The organism is Pusillimonas caeni (assembly GCF_003545815.1).
Taxonomy (GTDB): Bacteria; Pseudomonadota; Gammaproteobacteria; order Burkholderiales; family Burkholderiaceae_B; genus Pusillimonas; species Pusillimonas caeni.
This window is the reverse complement of record NZ_PDUW01000004.1, coordinates 145154-162973: the sequence shown is the minus strand read 5'-3', so window position 1 is coordinate 162973 and position 17820 is coordinate 145154. Positions and strand designations below refer to the sequence as shown.

The following is a 17820-nucleotide window of genomic DNA, read 5'->3' as shown; positions in this document are numbered from 1 at the left end:
AAAACTCAACAGCAAGAAACGGCCCGGGGACTTCGCGTCCGGGCAGGCCGGCTTGCTCGTGCTCGTTGTCCTTCGCCCGCCGGCGGCTTTGGCGTTAGAATGCCCGCATGAGCAAATCAGCCCCATCCATACCGCGGCAGCGCTCGGCTGCCGCCGGAAAGCAGGCCGCCAAGCGGCCTGAGGCTGCCGGCTATTATCGCGGTACCGCCGAATCGCTCGATCCGGAGGTCAGCATCGGGAACCTGGTCAAGCAGCTTCAAGCCTCGCTGACGCGCATGATGGACCAGCGCATGGCGCCAATGGGGCTCACGGCCACGCAATGGCGTCCTCTGGCTCTTATCCGCTATCACCAGGTGAACACCCCGGCCGAGCTTTCGCGCCGCGCCGACATCGACACCGGCGCCATGACGCGCGCGCTCGACCGGCTCGAAGCCAAGAAATTCATCACCAGGCAGCGCAGTGCGGACGACCGGCGCAGCGTGCGCATTGAATTGACCGAAGCCGGCAATGAGGTGGCCGAGCAGATCCTTCCCGCAGTGGCGGCCACCCTCAATACCCATTTGCAGGGGTTCCGCAAGGACGAGGTCGAACTCTTCATCAGCATGGTACTGCGCATGTTGGGCAATGGAGACAAGGCGCCCTAGGGCCTGTCAACCCTAAAAGGGCAGCCCTTTTAAGGTTGACAGGCCCTGGGCAAACGCCGGGGTCTTTTCCGAAAAACACTTTCTTTTGCACCCGCGACAGAGCCGGATACCGAGGCGGCCGCCGCGAGCCGGGCGAAGCTCTTGCCGTTGGCCGGAATATTTCTATATAATAGCTGCCTAGGCAGTTACTAACTAGGCAGATATATTCAGCTTGCTGTCAGCCTGCACGTTGAACGTTTGCCACGCTACGAAATCATGAAAGCCCTCATATCACTGCTGCTGGCCGCCGTATTGGCAGGCTGCGCGGCCATGGACCCCGGGAAGCCCGGAACCGTCCAGATCGATGCGGCCCGGCTGGGCCTGCAACAGCACGAAATCGATTGGCCCACCGACCGCTGGTGGACCCGCTACGGCGACGGGCAGCTGGACGGCCTCGTCGATGCGGCGCTGGCCGGCAGCCCGTCGATGGACGCGGCCCGGGCCAGGCTGGACGCCGCGAACGCGGCGGTGCGCGGGGCGCGGGCGCTGCGGCTGCCCCAGGCGGATGCCGGGCTGAACGTCACACGGCAGCGCTTTTCCGAGAACTATATTTATCCGCCGCCTTATGGCGGCTCGATGCTGACCGACGCCAACCTGCGGCTGGACGTCGGGCTGGATCTGGATCTGTGGGGGCGCAACCGGGCTCGGTTCGCGGCGGCGGTGTCGAGCCGCGAGGCGGCGCGTGCCGATCTGGAAATGGCGCGCAACACGCTGGTGAGCGCGGTGGTGCAAAGCTACTACAAGCTGCAGAACGCGCTGGCGCAGCAAGCCGTGCTGGAAGACATCGCCAAGCAGCAGCAAAAGGTGCTGGACATCACGCGCGAGCGTGTCGGCGCCGGCCTGGATACCCGGATCGAGGTAAGGCAGGCCGAATCCGCCGTGGCGTCGGCGCGCGTGCAGTGGAGCCAGGCCGGCAACAATGCCCAATTGCTGCGCAACCAGCTTGCCGCCCTGTTGGGCGAAGGCCCGGAGCGCGGCGGCCATATCGAGCAGGTCGTGTTGGACGGCATGCCTGCGCGCGTGCCCGCGGTGCTGCCGCTGGAATTGCTTTCGCGCCGGCCCGACCTGATCGCAGCCCGTGAGCGCGCGCTGGCCGCCGCCAGCCAGATATCGGCCGCCAAGGCCGAGTTCTACCCGAATGTGAATCTCGCGGCTTTCGCGGGCTTCATGTCGCTGGGGCTGGACAGCCTGCTGCAAGGCGGCAGCAAGACCTACGGCGTGGGCCCAGCGGTGTCTTTGCCCATCTTCCATGGCGGCGCGCTGAATGCGCAGCTCGGCCAGCGGCGCGCCGATCGCGACGCAGCCATTGCCGACTACAACCAGACCCTGCTCTCGGCGCTGCGGGAAACCGCCGATGCGGTGGCTTCCATTCAGGCGCTGGAAGAGCAGGCCAAGGACCAGGCTGAAAGCCTGCAGGCCATCAGCGCGGCCTACCAGCTTGCCGTCGATCGCTATCGGTCGGGTCTGGGCAATTTCATTCAGGTGCTGCTGGCGCAGAACGAAGTGCAGAAGCAGTCCATTCTGGCCGCCGACATGCGGGCGCGGGCCTATGAGCTGGACGCGCAACTGGCCACCGCTCTGGGCGGCGGCTATCTTCACCCCGCCAAACATTGAGTCACGAGAAACATTCATGAGAGTCAAGGGAAAACCGGCGTCTCGACGCCAATCGCTATTGATCATCGCCACCCTGGTCTTCGTGGCACTGGGCATCCTCTACGCCGTATGGTGGTGGTTGTACGCCTCGCACTTCGAAGACACCGACAACGCCTACGTGCAGGGCAATCTGGTTCAGGTGACCGCGCAGATACCGGGCACGGTGGTGGCCATCGGCGCAGACGAAACCGAGCGCATCGAGCGCGGCGAGGAGCTGATCACGCTGGACAGCGGCGACACCGACCTGGCGTCGCGCAAGGCCGAGGCGGCCCTTGCTCAGGCGCTGCGCCAGACCCGCGGCCTGTTTGCCCAGAACGATGCGCTGGGCGCCGACATCGAGGCGCGCAAGGCGGACGTCGAACGGGCGCAGGCCGATCTGTCCAAGGCGCAAAGCGATCTGAAGCGGCGCCAGGCGCTGGCCCGGTCGGGCGGCGTCAGCGGCGAGGAGATCCTGCATGCGCAGACGGCCGTCAAGGCGGCGCAGTCGGGCGTGTCGCAGGCGCGCGCCGCACTGGCCGTGTCGCGCGCCCAGCTCGAGACCAATCTGGCCCGAACCGCCGGGACATCGGCCGAGCATCATCCGGATGTCGAATTCGCGGCAGACCAGCTTCGCGAGGCGCTGCTGGCCAGCTCGCGCACGCATATCCGCGCGCCGGTGGACGGCATGATCGCCGAGCGCTCGGTGCAGGTGGGCCAGCATGTCGTGCCCGGCGCGGCGCTGATGACCATCGTGCCGCTCGATCAGCTGTGGGTCGAGGCCAATTTCAAGGAAGTCCAGCTGCGGCGCATGAAGCCCGGCCAGAGGGTGACGCTCACCGCCGACCTCTATGGCGGCGACGTGGTCTACCATGGCTATGTGCAGGGGCTGGCCGCCGGCACCGGCGCCGTCTTTTCGCTGCTTCCCGCGCAGAACGCCAGCGGCAACTGGATCAAGGTGGTGCAGCGTCTGCCCGTTCGCATCGTGCTGGATCCCGACGAGGTGGCGCAGCATCCCTTGCGAGTGGGGCTTTCCATGCAGGTCGAAGTCGACCTGCGCGAGCCGGCCGAAGAAGATGTCCGGAAAGCGCAGGCCATCGCCGACGCGGGCAGCCTGCGCACGTCCGTCTTCGATGAGCCGATCGGCCAGGCCGAGGCCCTGATCGCCAAGATCATCCAAGACAACAGCGGTTCCTGATCATGCCGGACCACGAAGAAGCCACTTCGGAATCGGCGCGGCCCGTTCAGGCCGCCCACCCGCCGCTGCAGGGCAGGGCGCGCGCCATGGGCACGATCGCCCTGTCGGCCGCGGTGTTCATGAACGTGCTGGACTCGTCCATCGCCAATGTGTCCATTCCCACGATCGCGGGCGATCTGGGCGTCAGCGCGACGCAGGGCACATGGGTCATCACCTCGTTCGCGGTGGCCAACGCCATCACCGTGCCGCTGACCGGATGGCTGACGCAGCGCTTCGGCCAGGTGAGGCTGTTCGTGCTTTCGGTGCTGTTGTTCGTCCTGTCGTCCTGGCTGTGCGGCTTCTCGTGGTCGCTCGAGTCCCTGGTGGTCGCGCGCATTCTGCAGGGGGCCGTCGCCGGTCCGCTGATACCGCTGTCGCAATCGCTGATGCTGGGTTCCTACCCCAGGGACAAGGCGGGCATGGCGCTGGCCCTGTGGTCCATGACCATCCTGGTCGGGCCGGTGGTGGGGCCTTTGCTCGGAGGCTGGATCTCGGACAACTACTCATGGCCGTGGATCTTCTACATCAATGTGCCGGTGGGCCTGGTGGCCGGCTGGGCCGCCTGGCAGATCTACAAGGAAAGGGATTCCGTGCGGACCAAGCTGCCCATCGACACGGTCGGCCTGATGCTGCTGTTGCTGTGGGTGGGCGCTTTGCAGCTGATGCTGGACAAGGGCAAGGAGCTGGACTGGTTCGCCAGCACTGAAATCGTCGTGCTGGCGGTGACGGCCGTGGTGGCCTGCACCTTCTTCATCATCTGGGAGCTGACCGCCGAGCATCCAGTGGTGGACCTAACCCTATTCAAGTCCCGCAATTTCACCGCGGGCGTGGTCACCATTTCGGTCGGCTACGGCGTGTTCTTCGGCACGGTGGTGCTGCTGCCCCTGTGGATGCAGAATACGCTGGGCTACACCGCCACCGACGCCGGCATCGCGTCGGCGCCGGTGGGCATATTGGCCATCATCATCTCTCCCATCGTGGGCAAGATGCTGTCCAGGCACGACCCGCGCATCATCGCCACTTTCGCCTTTCTGACCTTCTCGCTGATCAGCTTCATGCGCGCCGACTTCAGCACCGACGTGGACATCGGCACCATCATGCTGCCCACCTTCATACAGGGCGCGGCCATGGCCACTTTCTTCATTCCCCTGACCACGGTTTCGCTGTCGGGACTGGAACCTCATCGCATTCCCGCCGCCGCCGGCCTGTCGAATTTCGTGCGATTGGTGTTCGGCGCTTTCGGCACCTCCATCACCACCACCTTGTGGGAAAACAGGGCCAGCCTGCATCATGCGCAGCTGGCGGAAGTCGCGCGCCCCGGAGAGCCCGCCTTCGATGCCGCCATGGCCGGCCTGCAGAGCAAGGGCGTGGACCCCCAGCACGGCGCGGCGCTGGTCGACCGGCTGATCAACCAGCAGGCCTTCACCCTGTCGGCGGTCGACATCTTCTATGCATCGGGCGTGCTGTTCCTGGTGATGATCGCATTGATATGGGTGACCAGACCGCAGGTCGGCAAGGCCGGCGACGCCGGCGCGGGAGCGCATTAGGGCCTGTTAACGTCGACAGGCCCTGATGAGCTGACCGGAGGCAAGTCGCAGTGCTGTCATGTCCCGGGGCATGGCCATGCGAGTTCGGTAAACTTGAGCGCACCGTTGAAGGAACGCCTCATGAACACGCCAGCCAATGCGCACGCCAGCCGGGCGGAGCATCGCCTGTGACTCGCATGACCCTGGAGCGCTGCCAGGCAGGCGTCTACCTGGGGACCATTCTGCTTGGCTTGGCGACGGGCTCGGGTTTCCCCGAGGTCAGGCCCCTGCTCGAGCGCCTGCTCTGGCCCACGCTGGTCCTGCTGCTGTATGCCACCTTCCTGCAAATGCCCCTGGTGCGCCTGCGCCGGGCCTTGCGCGACCGGCGCTTCGCCCTGGCCATGCTGCTGGGCAACTTCGTCGTGCTGCCGATGCTGGTGTGGGGGCTGGTCGAGCTGTTCGGCTTCGATCCCGCGACCCGCCTCGGCGTGCTGCTGGTACTGCTCATGCCATGCACCGACTGGTTCATCACCTTCAGCCAACTGGGCAGGGGAGACACCCTCAGGGCCGTCGCCTCTACGCCGCTCAACCTCATTCTGCAATTGCTGCTTCTGCCCGCCTACCTTTGGCTCATGGCCGATGAGACCGGCCTCGATGGGTGGGGCATGGGTGAGCTGCTGCCCGCAGTGCTGGTAGTGCTGGCCCCGCTTGCCGCGGCCGCGCTCACCGAGTCGTTGATCGGCAGGCATCCCCGTCTGGAGCCGGCAAGGAACATGGCGGCGTGGGGACCGGTGCCGCTGCTGGGATTGACTGTATTCCTGATTGCCGCCGCCCACGTGGGAGAGGTGGCATCCGCGCTGGCGCAGCTGGCAAGCGTGGTGCCCGCCTTCGTGCTGTTCCTGATGCTGGCCGTCCTGCTGGCGAAACTGATGGCGCGGTGGTTGGCCTTGCCGGCCCGCCAGGGCCGCACCTTGGCCTTCAGCTTCGGCACCCGCAATTCTTTCGTCGTCCTTCCTCTGGCGCTTTCCCTGCCGGCCGGCTGGGAAACCACGGCCCTCGTCATCGTGACGCAGTCGCTGGTAGAGCTGTTTGGAATGGTGCTTTATATGTGGGCGGTTCCCGGACGGGTATTTCCCGATGAGGGCCATGCCGAGGACCGCGGCCCGGCCGAGTGAAACACCGGAAATTCATACCCTTGAACCCGCCGGCGGGTCTATTTCGATGCGCGCCAAAAACATCTTGCATATTGTATTCAAAATTGCTACGCTCACGCTGACCGTAGTGGATGGAGGCGATGCAGCGTTGGCCCGACCGACTTTGTTTTCAATTGATCCATGAGCATGATCAGCGACCTTGGCACTCAGGTGCCTTCCATATCGGAACTGCTGTACCAGCGGCTGCGCGAGGGAATTCTGCGAGGCGAGTTTCCGCCCGGGCAGATCCTGCGCCAGGAAGAACTCGCCCACCGTTTCGGAGCCAGCCGCGTGCCCTTGCGCGAGGCCATGACCCGGCTGGAAGCCGAGGGCTTGCTGATACTCAAACCCCGTCGGGGCTATTCGGTCATCTCGCTGAAGCCGGATGAAATCCAGGAAATTTTCGCGCTGCGCGCAGTGGTTGAAGAACACGCGGGTCGCGCCGCCGCCTTGGCGCGCACCGACCAGGACATCGAAGAGGTTCTGGCCATACTGAGCCAAATGGAACAGATCACTGTTTCCTCCACTCAAAGCGCCTCCGATTGGCTCGAACTGAATCTCGCCTTTCACCAGCGCATCTTCGCAAGCGCGGGCTTGGGGCATGTTTCACGCGTAGCACTCATGTTGCGGGATATGGTCGAGCCGTACATACGGGTCGAGGTCAGCCTCACCATGGACGGCGCTCAGGCCGAGCACAGGCAGATCTACGAAGCCTTCCTGGCGGGCGATGCCGAAAGGCTGGGGCAGCTTGGAAGAATCCATTGCGAACATACCGCAGCGCGCCTGCTCAAAGCGCTGTAGCGTCAACAGGCCCTAGCCAAAGAGGTCGGCAAGGCTTCATCGCATTCGGTTGATTCATCGGGCACGCCGTTTTCCTGCAGGTAATTCTTACGACGAGGGGAATGCCATGATCAGTAAAGGGAAACTCATCACAGAGCTCATCGTGCCGGGTGGACACGGGCGCGCGTTCGAAGTCGGGAAGGGCCAGCTGCTTGAAATCGTCGACGTGGAAGGGCGGCAGGTAGCCGATTTCTTTGCTTTCAGAAAGCAGGACCATGCCGAGCGGCTTTCCCCGTCGCACACGCGGACCTCGCTTCGCTCCCTGGCCATCAAGGTCGGCGACTCATTGCGCACGAACTGGCGCAATCCCATGTTCGAAGTCGTGCAGGACACGGCCAAAATCCACGACTTGCTGATTGCCGCCTGCGACGAACGGCGCTATCTGGTCGATTACGGCGTGTTGAACCACAGAAGCTGCGTGGCCAATATCGAAGAGGCCTTGCAGCCCTACGGCATCGGCCGGGACATGTTCCTGGAGCCGTTCAATTTCTTCCAGAGCACGCGCATCGAGCCCGATGGCACTTTGATTCAGCAAGCTTCGCCCACTCGTGCGGGCGACCATATTCTGTTGAAAGCCGAGATGGAATTGATCGGGGCGGTTTCCGCGTGTCCCATGGATCTCAATCCGATCGGCGGCTCAAAAATCACTGACATCCTGGTCCGTATCTACGATCAATGATTGCTCCGTTCGCCATGAACGGGATTGCGGCGGCGGCAAGGGCTGAGGCCGGAGATCGGCTTCATGAATCGTGAACTTTTTTGAAGGGAATGAAAATGATCAAGAAACAGGCGGTTCCTTTTGGCGATGCAATGGGTATGGAGGTGGCATTTTGCAATGCCATATCGGTGGATATGTCGACCGTCAAAAGGCAGATCTGGCTGTCGGGACAGATTGCCTTCGACGAGCAGGGCGACATTGTGGGGAAGGGCGATATTGCGGCGCAAACCGAACAATGCGTGAAGAACCTGCAGGCCGCGCTCGAGAAGCTGGACGCCACCTTGAACGACATCGTCGAAGTCACCGTGTTCGTGACCGACATGACGGGTCTGAAGCACGTGCACGAAGTGCGCCTGAAGTACTTCGACCCTCCTTATCCGACAAGCACCTTGGTCAGGGTATCCGGGTTCGTGCATCCGGATGCGCTGATCGAGATCAAAGCGGTTGCAGTTGTTTGACCCGATAAAGCAAGACAACGTTGCTCAACCATCAAGCGAGGACGAGACATGAACAGGCGATCATTTCTGAATAAATCGGCGGTTTCCGCCGCGGCCATCGTAGGCGCGCCGGCGATTGCGTCGGCACAGGAAAAAATCCGGCTTCGGATGCAGTCCAGCTGGCCCAAGGGAGTCGAATCCCAATATCACGCCGACCTTTTCGCCAAGAAGGTCAGCGAACTGAGCAATGGGCGGCTCACGATTCAAAGCCTGACCGCGGGAACCGTCGTCGGGGGGCTGGATGTCTTCGATGCCGTGGATCGAGGCGTGATCGACATTTCCCACAGCATTTCATCGTATTGGCTTGGCAAGGAACCCTCCGCGCCGTTGTTTGCGGCCATCCCGCTGGGCATGGACGCCCTGCAGTACACGATCTGGTTCTACCAAAGGGACGGGCTCGATCTGTGGAAGGAGATGTACTCCAAATACAACTTCGGCTTTGTCGGAGCCTGCGGCTTGAACACTGCGGAAGACTTCCTCTGGTCGCACAAGCCCATCCGCCAGCTCAGCGACTTCGAAGGGCTGAAGATACGCACGGTGGGCTATTGGGGCGAGATCGTCTCCAAGCTCGGCGCACGCGTCATGACGCTTCCCGGCGGAGAGATATACGGCGCGCTCGAAAAGAAGGTGCTCGATGCCGCCGAGTTCGCCAACCCCTCGACGGACTACGTCACGGGCTTCCATCAGGTATGCAAATACGTCCATGTGCCGGGCGTGCATCAGCCGACCACCATTTCCGAAGTGATCTTCAACAAGCAGGCATGGGAGAAGCTTTCGCCCGAGCTTCAAACGATTGTCAAAGAGGCCGCAAAAACCACCACGTTCGAAAGCTGGGGGCATTGCATTCTCGAAGACTACAAGGCCCTTCAGAAATTCAAGGAGCACGGCACTGAATTCGTCAAGCTGTCACCCGAATTCATTGCCGATTTGAGAAAGCACGCAGAAGACTACTACAAGGAGAAAACCGCAAGCGACGAGTTCTTTGCCCGCGCCTACAAGTCTCAGCAAGAAGTCATGAAAGAGTACACCGGGTGGGCAAGCTATATGGTGCCTCCGCCGGCTGCATGAGCGGAGCTGCTTCAAGGCCGCCTTCCGGCTGCGCCCATTGACGGCCGCGCGATCGGCCGCCGGCAGGAAGGCGGCCGCCCTGTAGGCCCCGGCGGCGCGCCCGAGCGGTTTTCCGACGTAGGCATCAAAGGATGGTAAGCGATGAACAGGTTACTGCATGGCATCGACAGATTGAATATCTGGGTTGGCGGGCTCAGCAAATGGCTCATCGTCGTGATCGCGGTCATCATGACCTACGACGTGGTGATGAGATATGCGTTCAACGCCCCGACGATCTGGGTCTTCGACATAAGCTATATGCTGGGCGGCGCCTTCTTTGCGCTGGGCATGGGGTATACGCTGCTGAAGGGCTCTCATGTGCGCGTCGACGTTTTCTATTCCTTGTTCTCGAGGCGTACGCAGGCGATCATCGACGTCGTCCTGACGCTTGTCTTCTTTATTCCGACTTTCGCTCTACTCATCCATTACCTCGTCCCCTTTGTCTACGACTCGTGGGCAACGTGGGAAAAGTCGCTGGAAAGCTTCTGGCGACCGCCTATTTATCCCTTTAAGACCGTATTTTTGATCAGCGTCGTGCTCCTGTTCCTGCAAGGGCTGGCGGAATTCGTGCGCAGCATTCAAATCATTTTCCGGGGAGAAAAACCTTGATTGCGGAATTCTCGACGGAACTGAATACCTTGCTGATGTTCGGCATGTTGCTGGCGGGCGTTCTTCTTGGCTACCAGATCGCGTTCGTGCTGGCGGGCATCGGCCTGTTCTTCGGGCTGAGCCTGTTCGGCATGAATTTTCTCGGCTCGTTCGCGCTGAACTTTCTTGCCGTCATGAAGAATTACGTCCTGTTGGCCATACCGCTGTTCATCCTGATGGGCAACGTCCTGGAGCGTTCGGGCATAAGCAATAAGTTGTTCGGCGCCATCTACATCCTGAGCGGTCGGCTGCCGGGCGGACTGGCCGTGGCGACGACCATACTTGCCACCATTTTCGCCGCATGCACCGGCGTGGTGGGCGCTTCGGTGGTGACGATGGGGTCGCTGTCCCTGCCTGCAATGCTGCAGCGCGGCTACGACAAGCGGCTCGTATCCGGCCTGATCTGCGCGGCAGGATGCCTGGGGGTGCTCATCCCGCCAAGCATCATGATCGTGGTTTACGGCCCGGTGGCGGGCATTCCAGTGGGCACCCTGTTCATGGCCGCGGTAGGGCCCGGGCTTGCGCTGGCGCTGGCCTACATGCTGTATGTACTGATCCGGTGCACGATCAATCCGCGCCTCGGCCCGCCGATGACGGCGGAGGAATACGCCCGGATCACGATGCGCGAAAGAGCCCGGGTGCTGGCCACGTCCTTTTTCCCGCCGGTCGTGCTGATCCTCGCCGTTCTGGGAACCATCTTCCTGGGTATCGCCGCCCCGACCGAGGCGGCCGCCGTCGGCGCCTTTGCGGCCATCGTCCTGGCCGCCTGCTATCGGAAATTCAGCATGTCGATGGTCGGAGATGCCTGCGAGTCGACGCTGCGCACCACGTCGATGATTCTGACCATGACCGCCTGCGCCACGCTCTTCGTCTCCACATTCATGGCGATGGGAGGCGGCGACGTGGTCGAAGACCTGATGCTTCAGGTGCCTTATGGAAAGTGGGGCGTGTTCGTTGTCATGCTGCTGATCGTCTTTGTGCTGGGCATGTTCCTGGACTGGATTCCCACGGTGCTGGTGGTCGTGCCCATCTTTACGCCCATCGCGGCAACGCTGGGTTTCGACCCGGTGTGGTTCGCAACGATGATCATCGTCGCGCTGCAGCTTTCTTATCTGACCCCGCCCTTCGCCCTGGCCGTATTCTATTTCCGCGGCGTCGCGCCGCCGGACGTCACCATGCGGGACATTTATATTGCCGTGTTGCCGTATGTCGGATTGCAGATGCTCGTGCTCGGCCTGTGCGCCGCTTTCCCCGACTTGATCCTGTGGCTGCCCAACGTTCTGGGACGGGGGCTTTGAAGACGACTTTGAGGCAAAAAAAAGCCCCTGTGAAGGGGCCAAAGTAGACAAAGCAACGGGTTGAGGCGACCAAGCACTCGACAGGCCGCCGGCAAGGCTGCAGCAAGAAGCATGCCCGGGCAATGCCGCGTGGCCCTGCTGCCGTGCAGGCGACGGGCGAGCCATGGCGACAGGCGCTTCGCGAACAGCTGGATACACGCCCGTCCGGCGTTTACCTGCATAATGGGGACGATTCAACCAGCAGGAGAAACTGTGAAACACATCGCCATTGCCGCTTCCATGCTTTTGCTCGCCGCATGCCAGAGCCCCTCCACGACGACGGATTCGGCGTCGGACGACCTTTGCCAGGCCCAGAGCCGCCAGCACTGGGTCGGAACTCCGGCATCCGAACTGGATAAATCGACGCTGCCCCAGGGCACCAGGGTGCTGTATCCGGACAGCGTGGCCACGATGGACTACCGGCGCGACCGCCTGAACGTAATGGTGGACAAGGCGGGCAAGATCGAAAGCGTCAGTTGCGGCTAGCGCTCCTGCACCTGCCGGGCCAATTCCGCCAGATTCGTTAGCACAGAACCATATGCGCTTTTTATGGCGACCATGTGTTCTTTGTCTTGGGCGGGAAGGCGTTCGCGTTCGATGGACTCCTCGACCCTTTTTTCGAACGCCTCGTAAACCTGTTGCGCCTCGTCGATTTCCTCACAGGCCTTGCCGGCTTCTATAGCGTCGGCGATTTGTTCCAGGCAGGCCCTGACTGCGCCGGCCAGGTCCAGAAGCGCCTCCTTGGTGTCGTGACATAGCGTTTCGGCCATGGGCCTGTCGCTGAAACGATCCACCAGGGTAAGCGTATAGGCGAAGCGCTCGATTTCAGGTAGCAGGGCCTGCGAAAAGGGGCTGAACCCCATGGCGGGCGTCTTTTCTTCTATGCGCGCTTCGCGCGCCATGAGACGGGCCCGTTCGATCGACCACTGTATGGAGTCCAGCGTCGCCTTGTCCTTGTTCTGTTTGTCGCGCACCAGGCATGCCGTGCACTCCAGTACATAAGCGCCGCAATGGCGCAATGCCGCGGCCAGATATTGCTGTTCCGTGCGTCTGGCGAGCACCGGCAGCACCGCAAACGCGGCAATCATTCCGCAGCTCGATCCAATTGCGATCGCCAGTACTTTCCTGAAAGCGCCTTCCACGACGTGAAAGTCGGGCGCGACGGCAATGATGGTGACGGTGACGAGCCCGTATGCCAGCACCGGCCATTTTGCCGCTAGAAAACTCATCAGGCCCACGCCCGTCAACAGGGCGACAGGGGTGCCCCAGTCTTCGGCGGCGCCAAGCAGAATGACCAGAGCCACGGCGATGACGGCCCCCAGCACTGCGCCCGCTATACGCCCCAGGGCGGCGCCTATGGTTCCGCCTATGCTCGCCTGTACGACAAAAAGCGCCGAAAACACGCCCCACGACACATCTTCCTTGTCCATGAAACTGGTCGCGAGGTAGGCCATGAGGACCGCGGAGGCGGTCTGGATCGGAATACGCGCCTCGTCCGCCTGAAGACGCGCGCTGATCCGCTTGAGTAATTGAAGATAGTTTTGCATTGCTGGCCAAGGGTCGCCCGGCGCTTTTCCTTATGGTCATTAGCGTTTTTCGTCCGCTCGGGCTGTCTGCGCATGCTCGCCTCCAGCCGGCTTTCCGATACAGCAAGTCCGGTTCCCGCCGAGGGCGAAAGGGGACTGCGGATTCTAGGCAGGGCTTGGCATGGGCGTCGCCTACAATGGCGGCGCATGACGAAGAAGAGAACCACCCCGAAGAAACGTACTTCCAGAGGCAGGAAACCGAGCGGCTTCAAGCGATTCCTGAAGGCGTTTACCGTTTCCGCCCTTGCGGCCTTTGGCATAGGCAGTTGCGCGCTCAACCCCCATCTGCGCGAGCAGATCCCGCTCGAGCCCATCCTGTCCCAGCTCGGGCTGCCCGTCCAGGAGCGGCCGGCTCCGCGTTTGGAAGCCCGAGGCCCGCGGGTCCAGACCCGGTTCGAGCATTGTCCGCATTTCTTCCCGGGCGGCAGGCCGCCCATTGTTCCGGCGGGCCCGGCGCTGCGCGAACTGTGTTTCGAGTCCTTTGCCATCCTGCACAGCGGCCGGACGAAAACTCCCGTCTTCGTCGCCCAGCGCCTGAATCGCCGGATGCTGGTCGAGGCCCGGGAGATAGGGCGCAAGGACAGGTTCTATGCCGAGGCGCGCCTGCCCGCAGCCGAACGCGGCGAGCTGGATGATTATCGGGGGTCGAGCTATTCGCGCGGCCATATGGCGCCGGCGGCCGATATGCCGTCCGACGCGGCGATGGCGCAAAGTTTTTCGCTTGCCAATATGGTTCCGCAGGACCAGCGCCACAATGCCGGCTCATGGAGCAAGATCGAGCAGGACACCCGCAAGTATGTGATGCGCGCCCGGGGAGACGTGTTCGTCCTTACAGGACCGGTGTATGCGGAGCCGCTGGAAACGATAGGGGACGGGAAGGTCGCCGTGCCCACCCATCTGTACAAGGCCGTCTACGATGCGACGACCGGGCGCGCATGGGTGCATTGGCAGGCAAACAGCGCGGCCGCCCGGGCGGGTGCGCCATTGAGTCATGAAGAGTTCGCAAGGCGCAGCGGTCTGCAGTGGCTGCGATAGCCACAGAAAACTTTCAGTAAGGCAAGCCCGGATAGGTGCGTTTCAATTGCTGCACGATGCGATGACGAAGAAGCGCCGCCCGGCGCTTGCGCACGTCGTCGTCCGCCGGCGAAGGGGGATTGGGCGGAGTGTTCATGTTGTTTCCCTGGCCCGATAAAGGCAGGGCGGGCTGGAGCGAGGCGGCCATAAAGAATCTCCTCGTCAGTTACGAAAGAGATCCCGTATGGCTGACTGTCATTGGCTAATATCCTCACACGATACGCTGCCGCTCGATCGCCTCCTAACGTTTAATTGAAAGCAATCAAGACGATTCTCGCCGGGCCTGCGGGTTGCTTGATATTGGAGTGAGAAGACGTTCAATCTCGGAGATACGGGCAATGAAGAGTGCGCTGCCGGGGAAGCGGGCGGATAAGTCACCACGCCGGATACGCCGCGAGGACGCGCCCAGAGCGTCTCGAACAGGCAAGGTGTCGCCATTGCCGGAGAAGTTCACGGTCACCCACCCCGATCGGGTCATCGACCCCACCGCCGACATTAAAAAGGTCGATCTGGTGTCTTACTACGCCAAGGCGGCCGCTTTGATGTTCGATCATCTGCAGGGCAGGCCGGTGTCGATGGTGCGTGCGCCGGAGGGCATACAGGGGGAGCTCTTCTTTCAGCGGCATCTGGAAGGCGAACTAGATGGCCTCCGTGCGCTGCCCGAACGGCTGCGACCAGGGCACGAATCCATGATAGAGGTTGCAAAGCCTGTCGGCGTGCTCTCCGCGGCGCAGATGAACGTCATTGAACTGCATACATGGAACGCCACGAAAACCTCGATCGGCAAACCCGATCGAATGATATTCGACATCGATCCCGGCGAAGGCGTGCAGTGGCCGGCGACTCAGGAGGCAGCGCTGCTGATGCAGACGCTATTGGAAAAGCTCGAACTGGTTCCGTTCGTAAAGACCAGCGGCGGTAAGGGGCTTCACGTCGTCGTTCCTTTGCAGCGCAGGCACGATTGGGACACTGTAAAGGACTTTTCCCAGTTGATGGTCCAGCAACTGGCGCAGACATTTCCGCAGCGCTTTACCGCCAAGAGCGGTCCGCGCAACCGCGTCCAGAAGATTTTCATCGATTATTTGCGCAACGGCTGGAGCGCAACCACCGTTTGCGCCTGGTCCGCGCGCGCTCGTCCCGGCATGGGTGTGTCGGTGCCCATCGGCTGGGACGAAGTCGAAACGCTGAGTGCCTCGGACCAGTGGAATGTCGTCAACGTCCACGATCGCCTTGCGGTGGGCAACGCGCCGTGGGCCTCTTATGCGAAATCGGCCCGCCCGCTGACCGCCGCCATGAAGATCTTCGGCTTTTCCAGGTCCTAGGGCCTGTTGACGCTAAAAGGGCAGCCACACTGGCCGGCCACGGCCCTAGGGTTTGACCGGCCCGCGCCCGCCAAGGCTTGGCGTCTTGCCGGGGTCGACGGGCTCCGGAGGGTTGCCGGGCAGATCGGGGTTGGTGGGATAGGGCGTCGGCCTTCCCGGCTCCGCCGGGACATCGATGCCTTTTTCCCCCGGCTTGCCGGCCGGCCGTCCGGCCTCGCCGACGTCATTGTCGGGCACTTTGCTGAGCTCTCCGGGCGGTTCGCGCTTTAACGGATCAGTGTCTGGAATCGGCTTTGTCATGGCTGGGTCCTGTCAAGTCGAGGCAAGTCCTTGCATCGTGCGCTTCCGGGACAAATCCTTTCACCGGTCGGCTGTGCCCCAAAAGCCGGATGACGATCCAGCCTTCGGGGCGCCGGCGAGCTAGTCAGTCGCGGTAGACGCTAAGCGGCTGGCTATTTGCTCTGGTTATGCTGCCCGGATTTTTGCCCGGACTGACCCTGGCCGGACTTCTGCTGCCCCGCTTGCTGCTGTCCGGACTTGCTTTGCTGCTGTTGCCCGGGAGCTTGCTGTTTTCCGGGCTGGTTGGACTGGTTCTGCGGCATAGTCTGCTCCTTGCATCCATTTCCCGGGTTGCTCGAAGAGCTGCCAGCGGGCATATGGGAACCTCTTTGAGCATATGGCGTGCCCGGGTAGGAAAAGTCCTCAAAACGGAAGGAAACAGCAGGTTGAGCGCTTGCGCGAGTGTAAAAAACTATGCTATAGTTTTTCTTCTTTGATCCCCGATAGCTCAGTCGGTAGAGCGACGGACTGTTAATCCGCAGGTCGCAGGTTCGAGCCCTGCTCGGGGAGCCAATAAATTCAAGCACTTACGCCAATCCTTCGGGGTTGGCGTTTTTGCTTTGTGGCGCCATGTACCCCGGGTGTACCCCTTTGGCCTCAATTCGGCACCTAACTTGGCACCTAACTTATTCGGGACGCCTCTTTCTAACTCGCATCCGAGCGCTTTGACATGGAAAACCCACATTGCGTATTGACGGCTAGGCATGGCGTCCTACGTGAACTGTCTGGTCGAAGCCGGCGCAAGGGGTGTCGCTACGGATCAAGTAGGCTATTTCTCTCTCGAGTCGAGATATTCACGGTACTGGCGATCGCTCTTTGCTGGATTAAGTGCACGAAGCACTTTGCAAACCCTCATGCCTATTTCGGCGGCAGTGTCGGCGCAAAACAGAGAGTGATGGAAGATTCCATCGTCCGTATCCATGATGGAATCATGAACCGGCAACCATGAAAGCCATTCGTCAAGCCGTTTCGTTTCAGTGATTAGATAAACGACATCCACCCCGAGACCATTATTTAGATCCTTTAGGTCGGGCCAAAATCTATCCAGGGTAGGCGTACCGAGTCGTTTTCTACATGCAGCTACAGTCCTGGCGACATTCTCCGTGTAAAACGATGATTTGCCCTTGTCTGCCATTTTTCGAGCGGCGTTAATGCTTGTCTCTAGCGTAGCCAAGAGATTTCCGAGCGTCCCGTCAAGAGTTTTGAGCTCATAACTGATCGAGTTAAGCAAAAACTCAGACTTCCTTTTTCCGTCGTCTCGGTGCCGTTTGATTTCGGTTAGACCAATGCGAAGCGCGACCCGAGCTGCATAGAAAGCACCCAGGGCCGCGCCGATTGTTCCCAGCGTGCTCAGTACGTCAAGGGCGCTGACGAAATTCAAAACGTCGGGCCGCTCTCCCCACAGCCACCCCGCAACGCAGCCGGCAATTATGCAGACCACCCATTCGGCGTATCGCATGTCTTCTCCCTGCGCCACCCTGGCGCCAGAGAATCATACCCCTTCCCCTCCGCCATGAGACCTGCTGAGGTCAATTGCGAAATGGCGCTTGTAATAGTGCATCGCTCGAACCAACCATGGCAAGCTTTGGGATATCGCGCGGAGAGTTGAGGGCGACCGCGGGGCATAGCAGCAAGGGAGAGACGTGGCGCCACCACCCAAAAGTCTCGATTACATTTTTTTGGTCCCGCTGGCCGCTGAAATGTCTCTTGGTGTAGCACTAATGTTATCTACCCGATGCTAATTTAGATCGAATGCGTGTCTTAATTTAGACAAAAATGTTATCTCGGATGAGCGATCTATTTTTGTTACGCAAGCGGTAGCGGGAGGAAGAAAAATAGGGCCGTGCCCATGACGGCCCTTTTACGAGTACGACCTTAACCTTACTGTGCCGCCAGGACTGGGCCCGCCCTATATCCCGTGGTCTCCAGCGCCCTCAAGGCTGTCGCCAGCGCCTGCATTTTAGGTGTGGCCATCGCGGAAGGCGCCATAAGGTCAGCCGCACTTTGCGGGTTTAGCAACGCCTCGGCAAGCTGTGCGGTCATCTGCTTATTGGCGCCCCCGTACACAGCCTGGCCGCCTCGCT

Annotated in this window: 19 protein-coding genes and 1 tRNA gene; 15 read left to right on the top strand and 5 right to left on the bottom strand. The window is 61.4% G+C overall.

The genetic code is table 11. The features are described from left to right. Positions 1–107 precede the first annotated feature (107 nt). From CSC67_RS10655 to CSC67_RS10600, 12 genes are all read left to right on the top strand, one after another. Entirely contained in the window at positions 108–644 is a 537-nt protein-coding gene (locus CSC67_RS10655; RefSeq protein WP_118994510.1) for a MarR family winged helix-turn-helix transcriptional regulator, read from the top strand. Between the two features lie 255 nt (positions 645–899). Then, positions 900–2297, top strand: coding sequence for an efflux transporter outer membrane subunit (locus CSC67_RS10650; protein ID WP_118994509.1), 1398 nt, complete (start codon positions 900–902; stop codon positions 2295–2297). A 16-nt stretch (positions 2298–2313) separates the two neighbouring features. After that, complete coding sequence (locus tag CSC67_RS10645) at positions 2314–3510, top strand: HlyD/EmrA/EmrK family protein (RefSeq protein WP_167752848.1); 1197 nt, start codon at positions 2314–2316, stop codon at positions 3508–3510. 2 nt (positions 3511–3512) lie between these two features. After that, complete coding sequence (locus CSC67_RS10640; protein WP_118994507.1) at positions 3513–5096, top strand: DHA2 family efflux MFS transporter permease subunit; 1584 nt, start codon at positions 3513–3515, stop codon at positions 5094–5096. Between the two features lie 176 nt (positions 5097–5272). After that, positions 5273–6250: a bile acid:sodium symporter gene (locus CSC67_RS10635; protein ID WP_118994506.1), complete on the top strand. Its 978-nt coding sequence runs from the start codon at positions 5273–5275 to the stop codon at positions 6248–6250. A gap of 165 nt (positions 6251–6415) precedes the next feature. Then, positions 6416–7069, top strand: a complete 654-nt coding sequence (locus tag CSC67_RS10630) for a GntR family transcriptional regulator (protein WP_167752847.1) — start codon at positions 6416–6418, stop codon at positions 7067–7069. 106 nt (positions 7070–7175) lie between these two features. Beyond that, complete coding sequence (locus CSC67_RS10625) at positions 7176–7787, top strand: DUF1989 domain-containing protein (protein ID WP_118994504.1); 612 nt, start codon at positions 7176–7178, stop codon at positions 7785–7787. 95 nt (positions 7788–7882) lie between these two features. Next, entirely contained in the window at positions 7883–8284 is a 402-nt protein-coding gene (locus tag CSC67_RS10620) for a RidA family protein (RefSeq protein WP_167752846.1), read from the top strand. A 48-nt stretch (positions 8285–8332) separates the two neighbouring features. Further along, on the top strand, positions 8333–9391 hold the full coding sequence (locus tag CSC67_RS10615; protein ID WP_118994502.1) for a TRAP transporter substrate-binding protein: 1059 nt from the start codon (positions 8333–8335) through the stop codon (positions 9389–9391). 141 nt (positions 9392–9532) lie between these two features. Further along, on the top strand, positions 9533–10039 hold the full coding sequence (locus CSC67_RS10610; RefSeq protein ID WP_118994501.1) for a TRAP transporter small permease subunit: 507 nt from the start codon (positions 9533–9535) through the stop codon (positions 10037–10039). Next, positions 10036–11376, top strand: coding sequence for a TRAP transporter large permease (locus tag CSC67_RS10605; protein ID WP_209304309.1), 1341 nt, complete (start codon positions 10036–10038; stop codon positions 11374–11376). The genes CSC67_RS10610 and CSC67_RS10605 overlap by 4 nt, the downstream gene beginning before the upstream one ends. A 252-nt stretch (positions 11377–11628) precedes the next feature. Beyond that, positions 11629–11901 carry an I78 family peptidase inhibitor gene (locus tag CSC67_RS10600; RefSeq protein ID WP_118994500.1) on the top strand — a complete coding sequence of 91 codons (273 nt, stop codon included), beginning with the start codon at positions 11629–11631 and terminating at the stop codon, positions 11899–11901. Here the strand turns inward: CSC67_RS10600 and CSC67_RS10595 are convergent. After that, the gene (locus tag CSC67_RS10595) at positions 11898–12962 is read right to left on the bottom strand and encodes an FUSC family protein (RefSeq protein WP_118994499.1); all 1065 of its coding nucleotides are present in this window, start codon (positions 12960–12962) and stop codon (positions 11898–11900) included. The two genes, CSC67_RS10600 and CSC67_RS10595, sit on opposite strands and share 4 nt — an antisense overlap. A 186-nt stretch (positions 12963–13148) precedes the next feature. On the opposite strand from CSC67_RS10595, the gene CSC67_RS10590 reads away from it, so the two are divergent. Then, entirely contained in the window at positions 13149–14036 is an 888-nt protein-coding gene (locus tag CSC67_RS10590; RefSeq protein ID WP_118994498.1) for a DNA/RNA non-specific endonuclease, read from the top strand. A gap of 13 nt (positions 14037–14049) precedes the next feature. Here CSC67_RS10590 and CSC67_RS21365 read toward each other — a convergent pair whose 3' ends face one another. Then, positions 14050–14223, bottom strand: coding sequence for a hypothetical protein (locus CSC67_RS21365; RefSeq protein ID WP_167752845.1), 174 nt, complete (start codon positions 14221–14223; stop codon positions 14050–14052). Between the two features lie 190 nt (positions 14224–14413). Here CSC67_RS21365 and ligD point away from each other — a divergent pair, with 190 nt between their 5' ends. Further along, positions 14414–15397 carry a non-homologous end-joining DNA ligase gene (gene ligD / locus CSC67_RS10585; protein WP_118994497.1) on the top strand — a complete coding sequence of 328 codons (984 nt, stop codon included), beginning with the start codon at positions 14414–14416 and terminating at the stop codon, positions 15395–15397. Positions 15398–15442: 45 nt separating this feature from the next. On the opposite strand, the gene CSC67_RS10580 is transcribed toward ligD, so the two are convergent. Then, entirely contained in the window at positions 15443–15697 is a 255-nt protein-coding gene (locus CSC67_RS10580; protein ID WP_118994496.1) for a hypothetical protein, read from the bottom strand. A 152-nt stretch (positions 15698–15849) separates the two neighbouring features. Next, complete coding sequence (locus tag CSC67_RS21360) at positions 15850–15999, bottom strand: hypothetical protein (RefSeq protein ID WP_167752844.1); 150 nt, start codon at positions 15997–15999, stop codon at positions 15850–15852. Between the two features lie 174 nt (positions 16000–16173). On the opposite strand from CSC67_RS21360, the gene CSC67_RS10575 reads away from it, so the two are divergent. Then, positions 16174–16249 (top strand) — tRNA-Asn (locus CSC67_RS10575). Between the two features lie 256 nt (positions 16250–16505). Here the strand turns inward: CSC67_RS10575 and CSC67_RS10570 are convergent. Then, positions 16506–17195, bottom strand: coding sequence for a hypothetical protein (locus CSC67_RS10570; protein ID WP_118994495.1), 690 nt, complete (start codon positions 17193–17195; stop codon positions 16506–16508). Positions 17196–17820 lie beyond the last annotated feature (625 nt).

Excerpts from the sequence above, each read along its gene's own strand:
- CSC67_RS10655 (WP_118994510.1), top strand. The coding sequence starts at position 108 with ATGAGCAAATCAGCCCCATCCATACCGCGGCAGCGCTCGGCTGCCGCC.
- CSC67_RS10650 (WP_118994509.1), top strand. The coding sequence starts at position 900 with ATGAAAGCCCTCATATCACTGCTGCTGGCCGCCGTATTGGCAGGCTGC.
- CSC67_RS10645 (WP_167752848.1), top strand. The coding sequence starts at position 2,314 with ATGAGAGTCAAGGGAAAACCGGCGTCTCGACGCCAATCGCTATTGATC.
- CSC67_RS10640 (WP_118994507.1), top strand. The coding sequence starts at position 3,513 with ATGCCGGACCACGAAGAAGCCACTTCGGAATCGGCGCGGCCCGTTCAG.
- CSC67_RS10635 (WP_118994506.1), top strand. The coding sequence starts at position 5,273 with ATGACCCTGGAGCGCTGCCAGGCAGGCGTCTACCTGGGGACCATTCTG.
- CSC67_RS10630 (WP_167752847.1), top strand. The coding sequence starts at position 6,416 with ATGATCAGCGACCTTGGCACTCAGGTGCCTTCCATATCGGAACTGCTG.
- CSC67_RS10625 (WP_118994504.1), top strand. The coding sequence starts at position 7,176 with ATGATCAGTAAAGGGAAACTCATCACAGAGCTCATCGTGCCGGGTGGA.
- CSC67_RS10620 (WP_167752846.1), top strand. The coding sequence starts at position 7,883 with ATGATCAAGAAACAGGCGGTTCCTTTTGGCGATGCAATGGGTATGGAG.
- CSC67_RS10615 (WP_118994502.1), top strand. The coding sequence starts at position 8,333 with ATGAACAGGCGATCATTTCTGAATAAATCGGCGGTTTCCGCCGCGGCC.
- CSC67_RS10610 (WP_118994501.1), top strand. The coding sequence starts at position 9,533 with ATGAACAGGTTACTGCATGGCATCGACAGATTGAATATCTGGGTTGGC.
- CSC67_RS10595 (WP_118994499.1), bottom strand. The coding sequence starts at position 12,962 with ATGCAAAACTATCTTCAATTACTCAAGCGGATCAGCGCGCGTCTTCAG.
- CSC67_RS10590 (WP_118994498.1), top strand. The coding sequence starts at position 13,149 with ATGACGAAGAAGAGAACCACCCCGAAGAAACGTACTTCCAGAGGCAGG.
- CSC67_RS21365 (WP_167752845.1), bottom strand. The coding sequence starts at position 14,223 with ATGGCCGCCTCGCTCCAGCCCGCCCTGCCTTTATCGGGCCAGGGAAAC.
- ligD (WP_118994497.1), top strand. The coding sequence starts at position 14,414 with ATGAAGAGTGCGCTGCCGGGGAAGCGGGCGGATAAGTCACCACGCCGG.
- CSC67_RS10580 (WP_118994496.1), bottom strand. The coding sequence starts at position 15,697 with ATGACAAAGCCGATTCCAGACACTGATCCGTTAAAGCGCGAACCGCCC.
- CSC67_RS21360 (WP_167752844.1), bottom strand. The coding sequence starts at position 15,999 with ATGCCGCAGAACCAGTCCAACCAGCCCGGAAAACAGCAAGCTCCCGGG.
- CSC67_RS10570 (WP_118994495.1), bottom strand. The coding sequence starts at position 17,195 with ATGCGATACGCCGAATGGGTGGTCTGCATAATTGCCGGCTGCGTTGCG.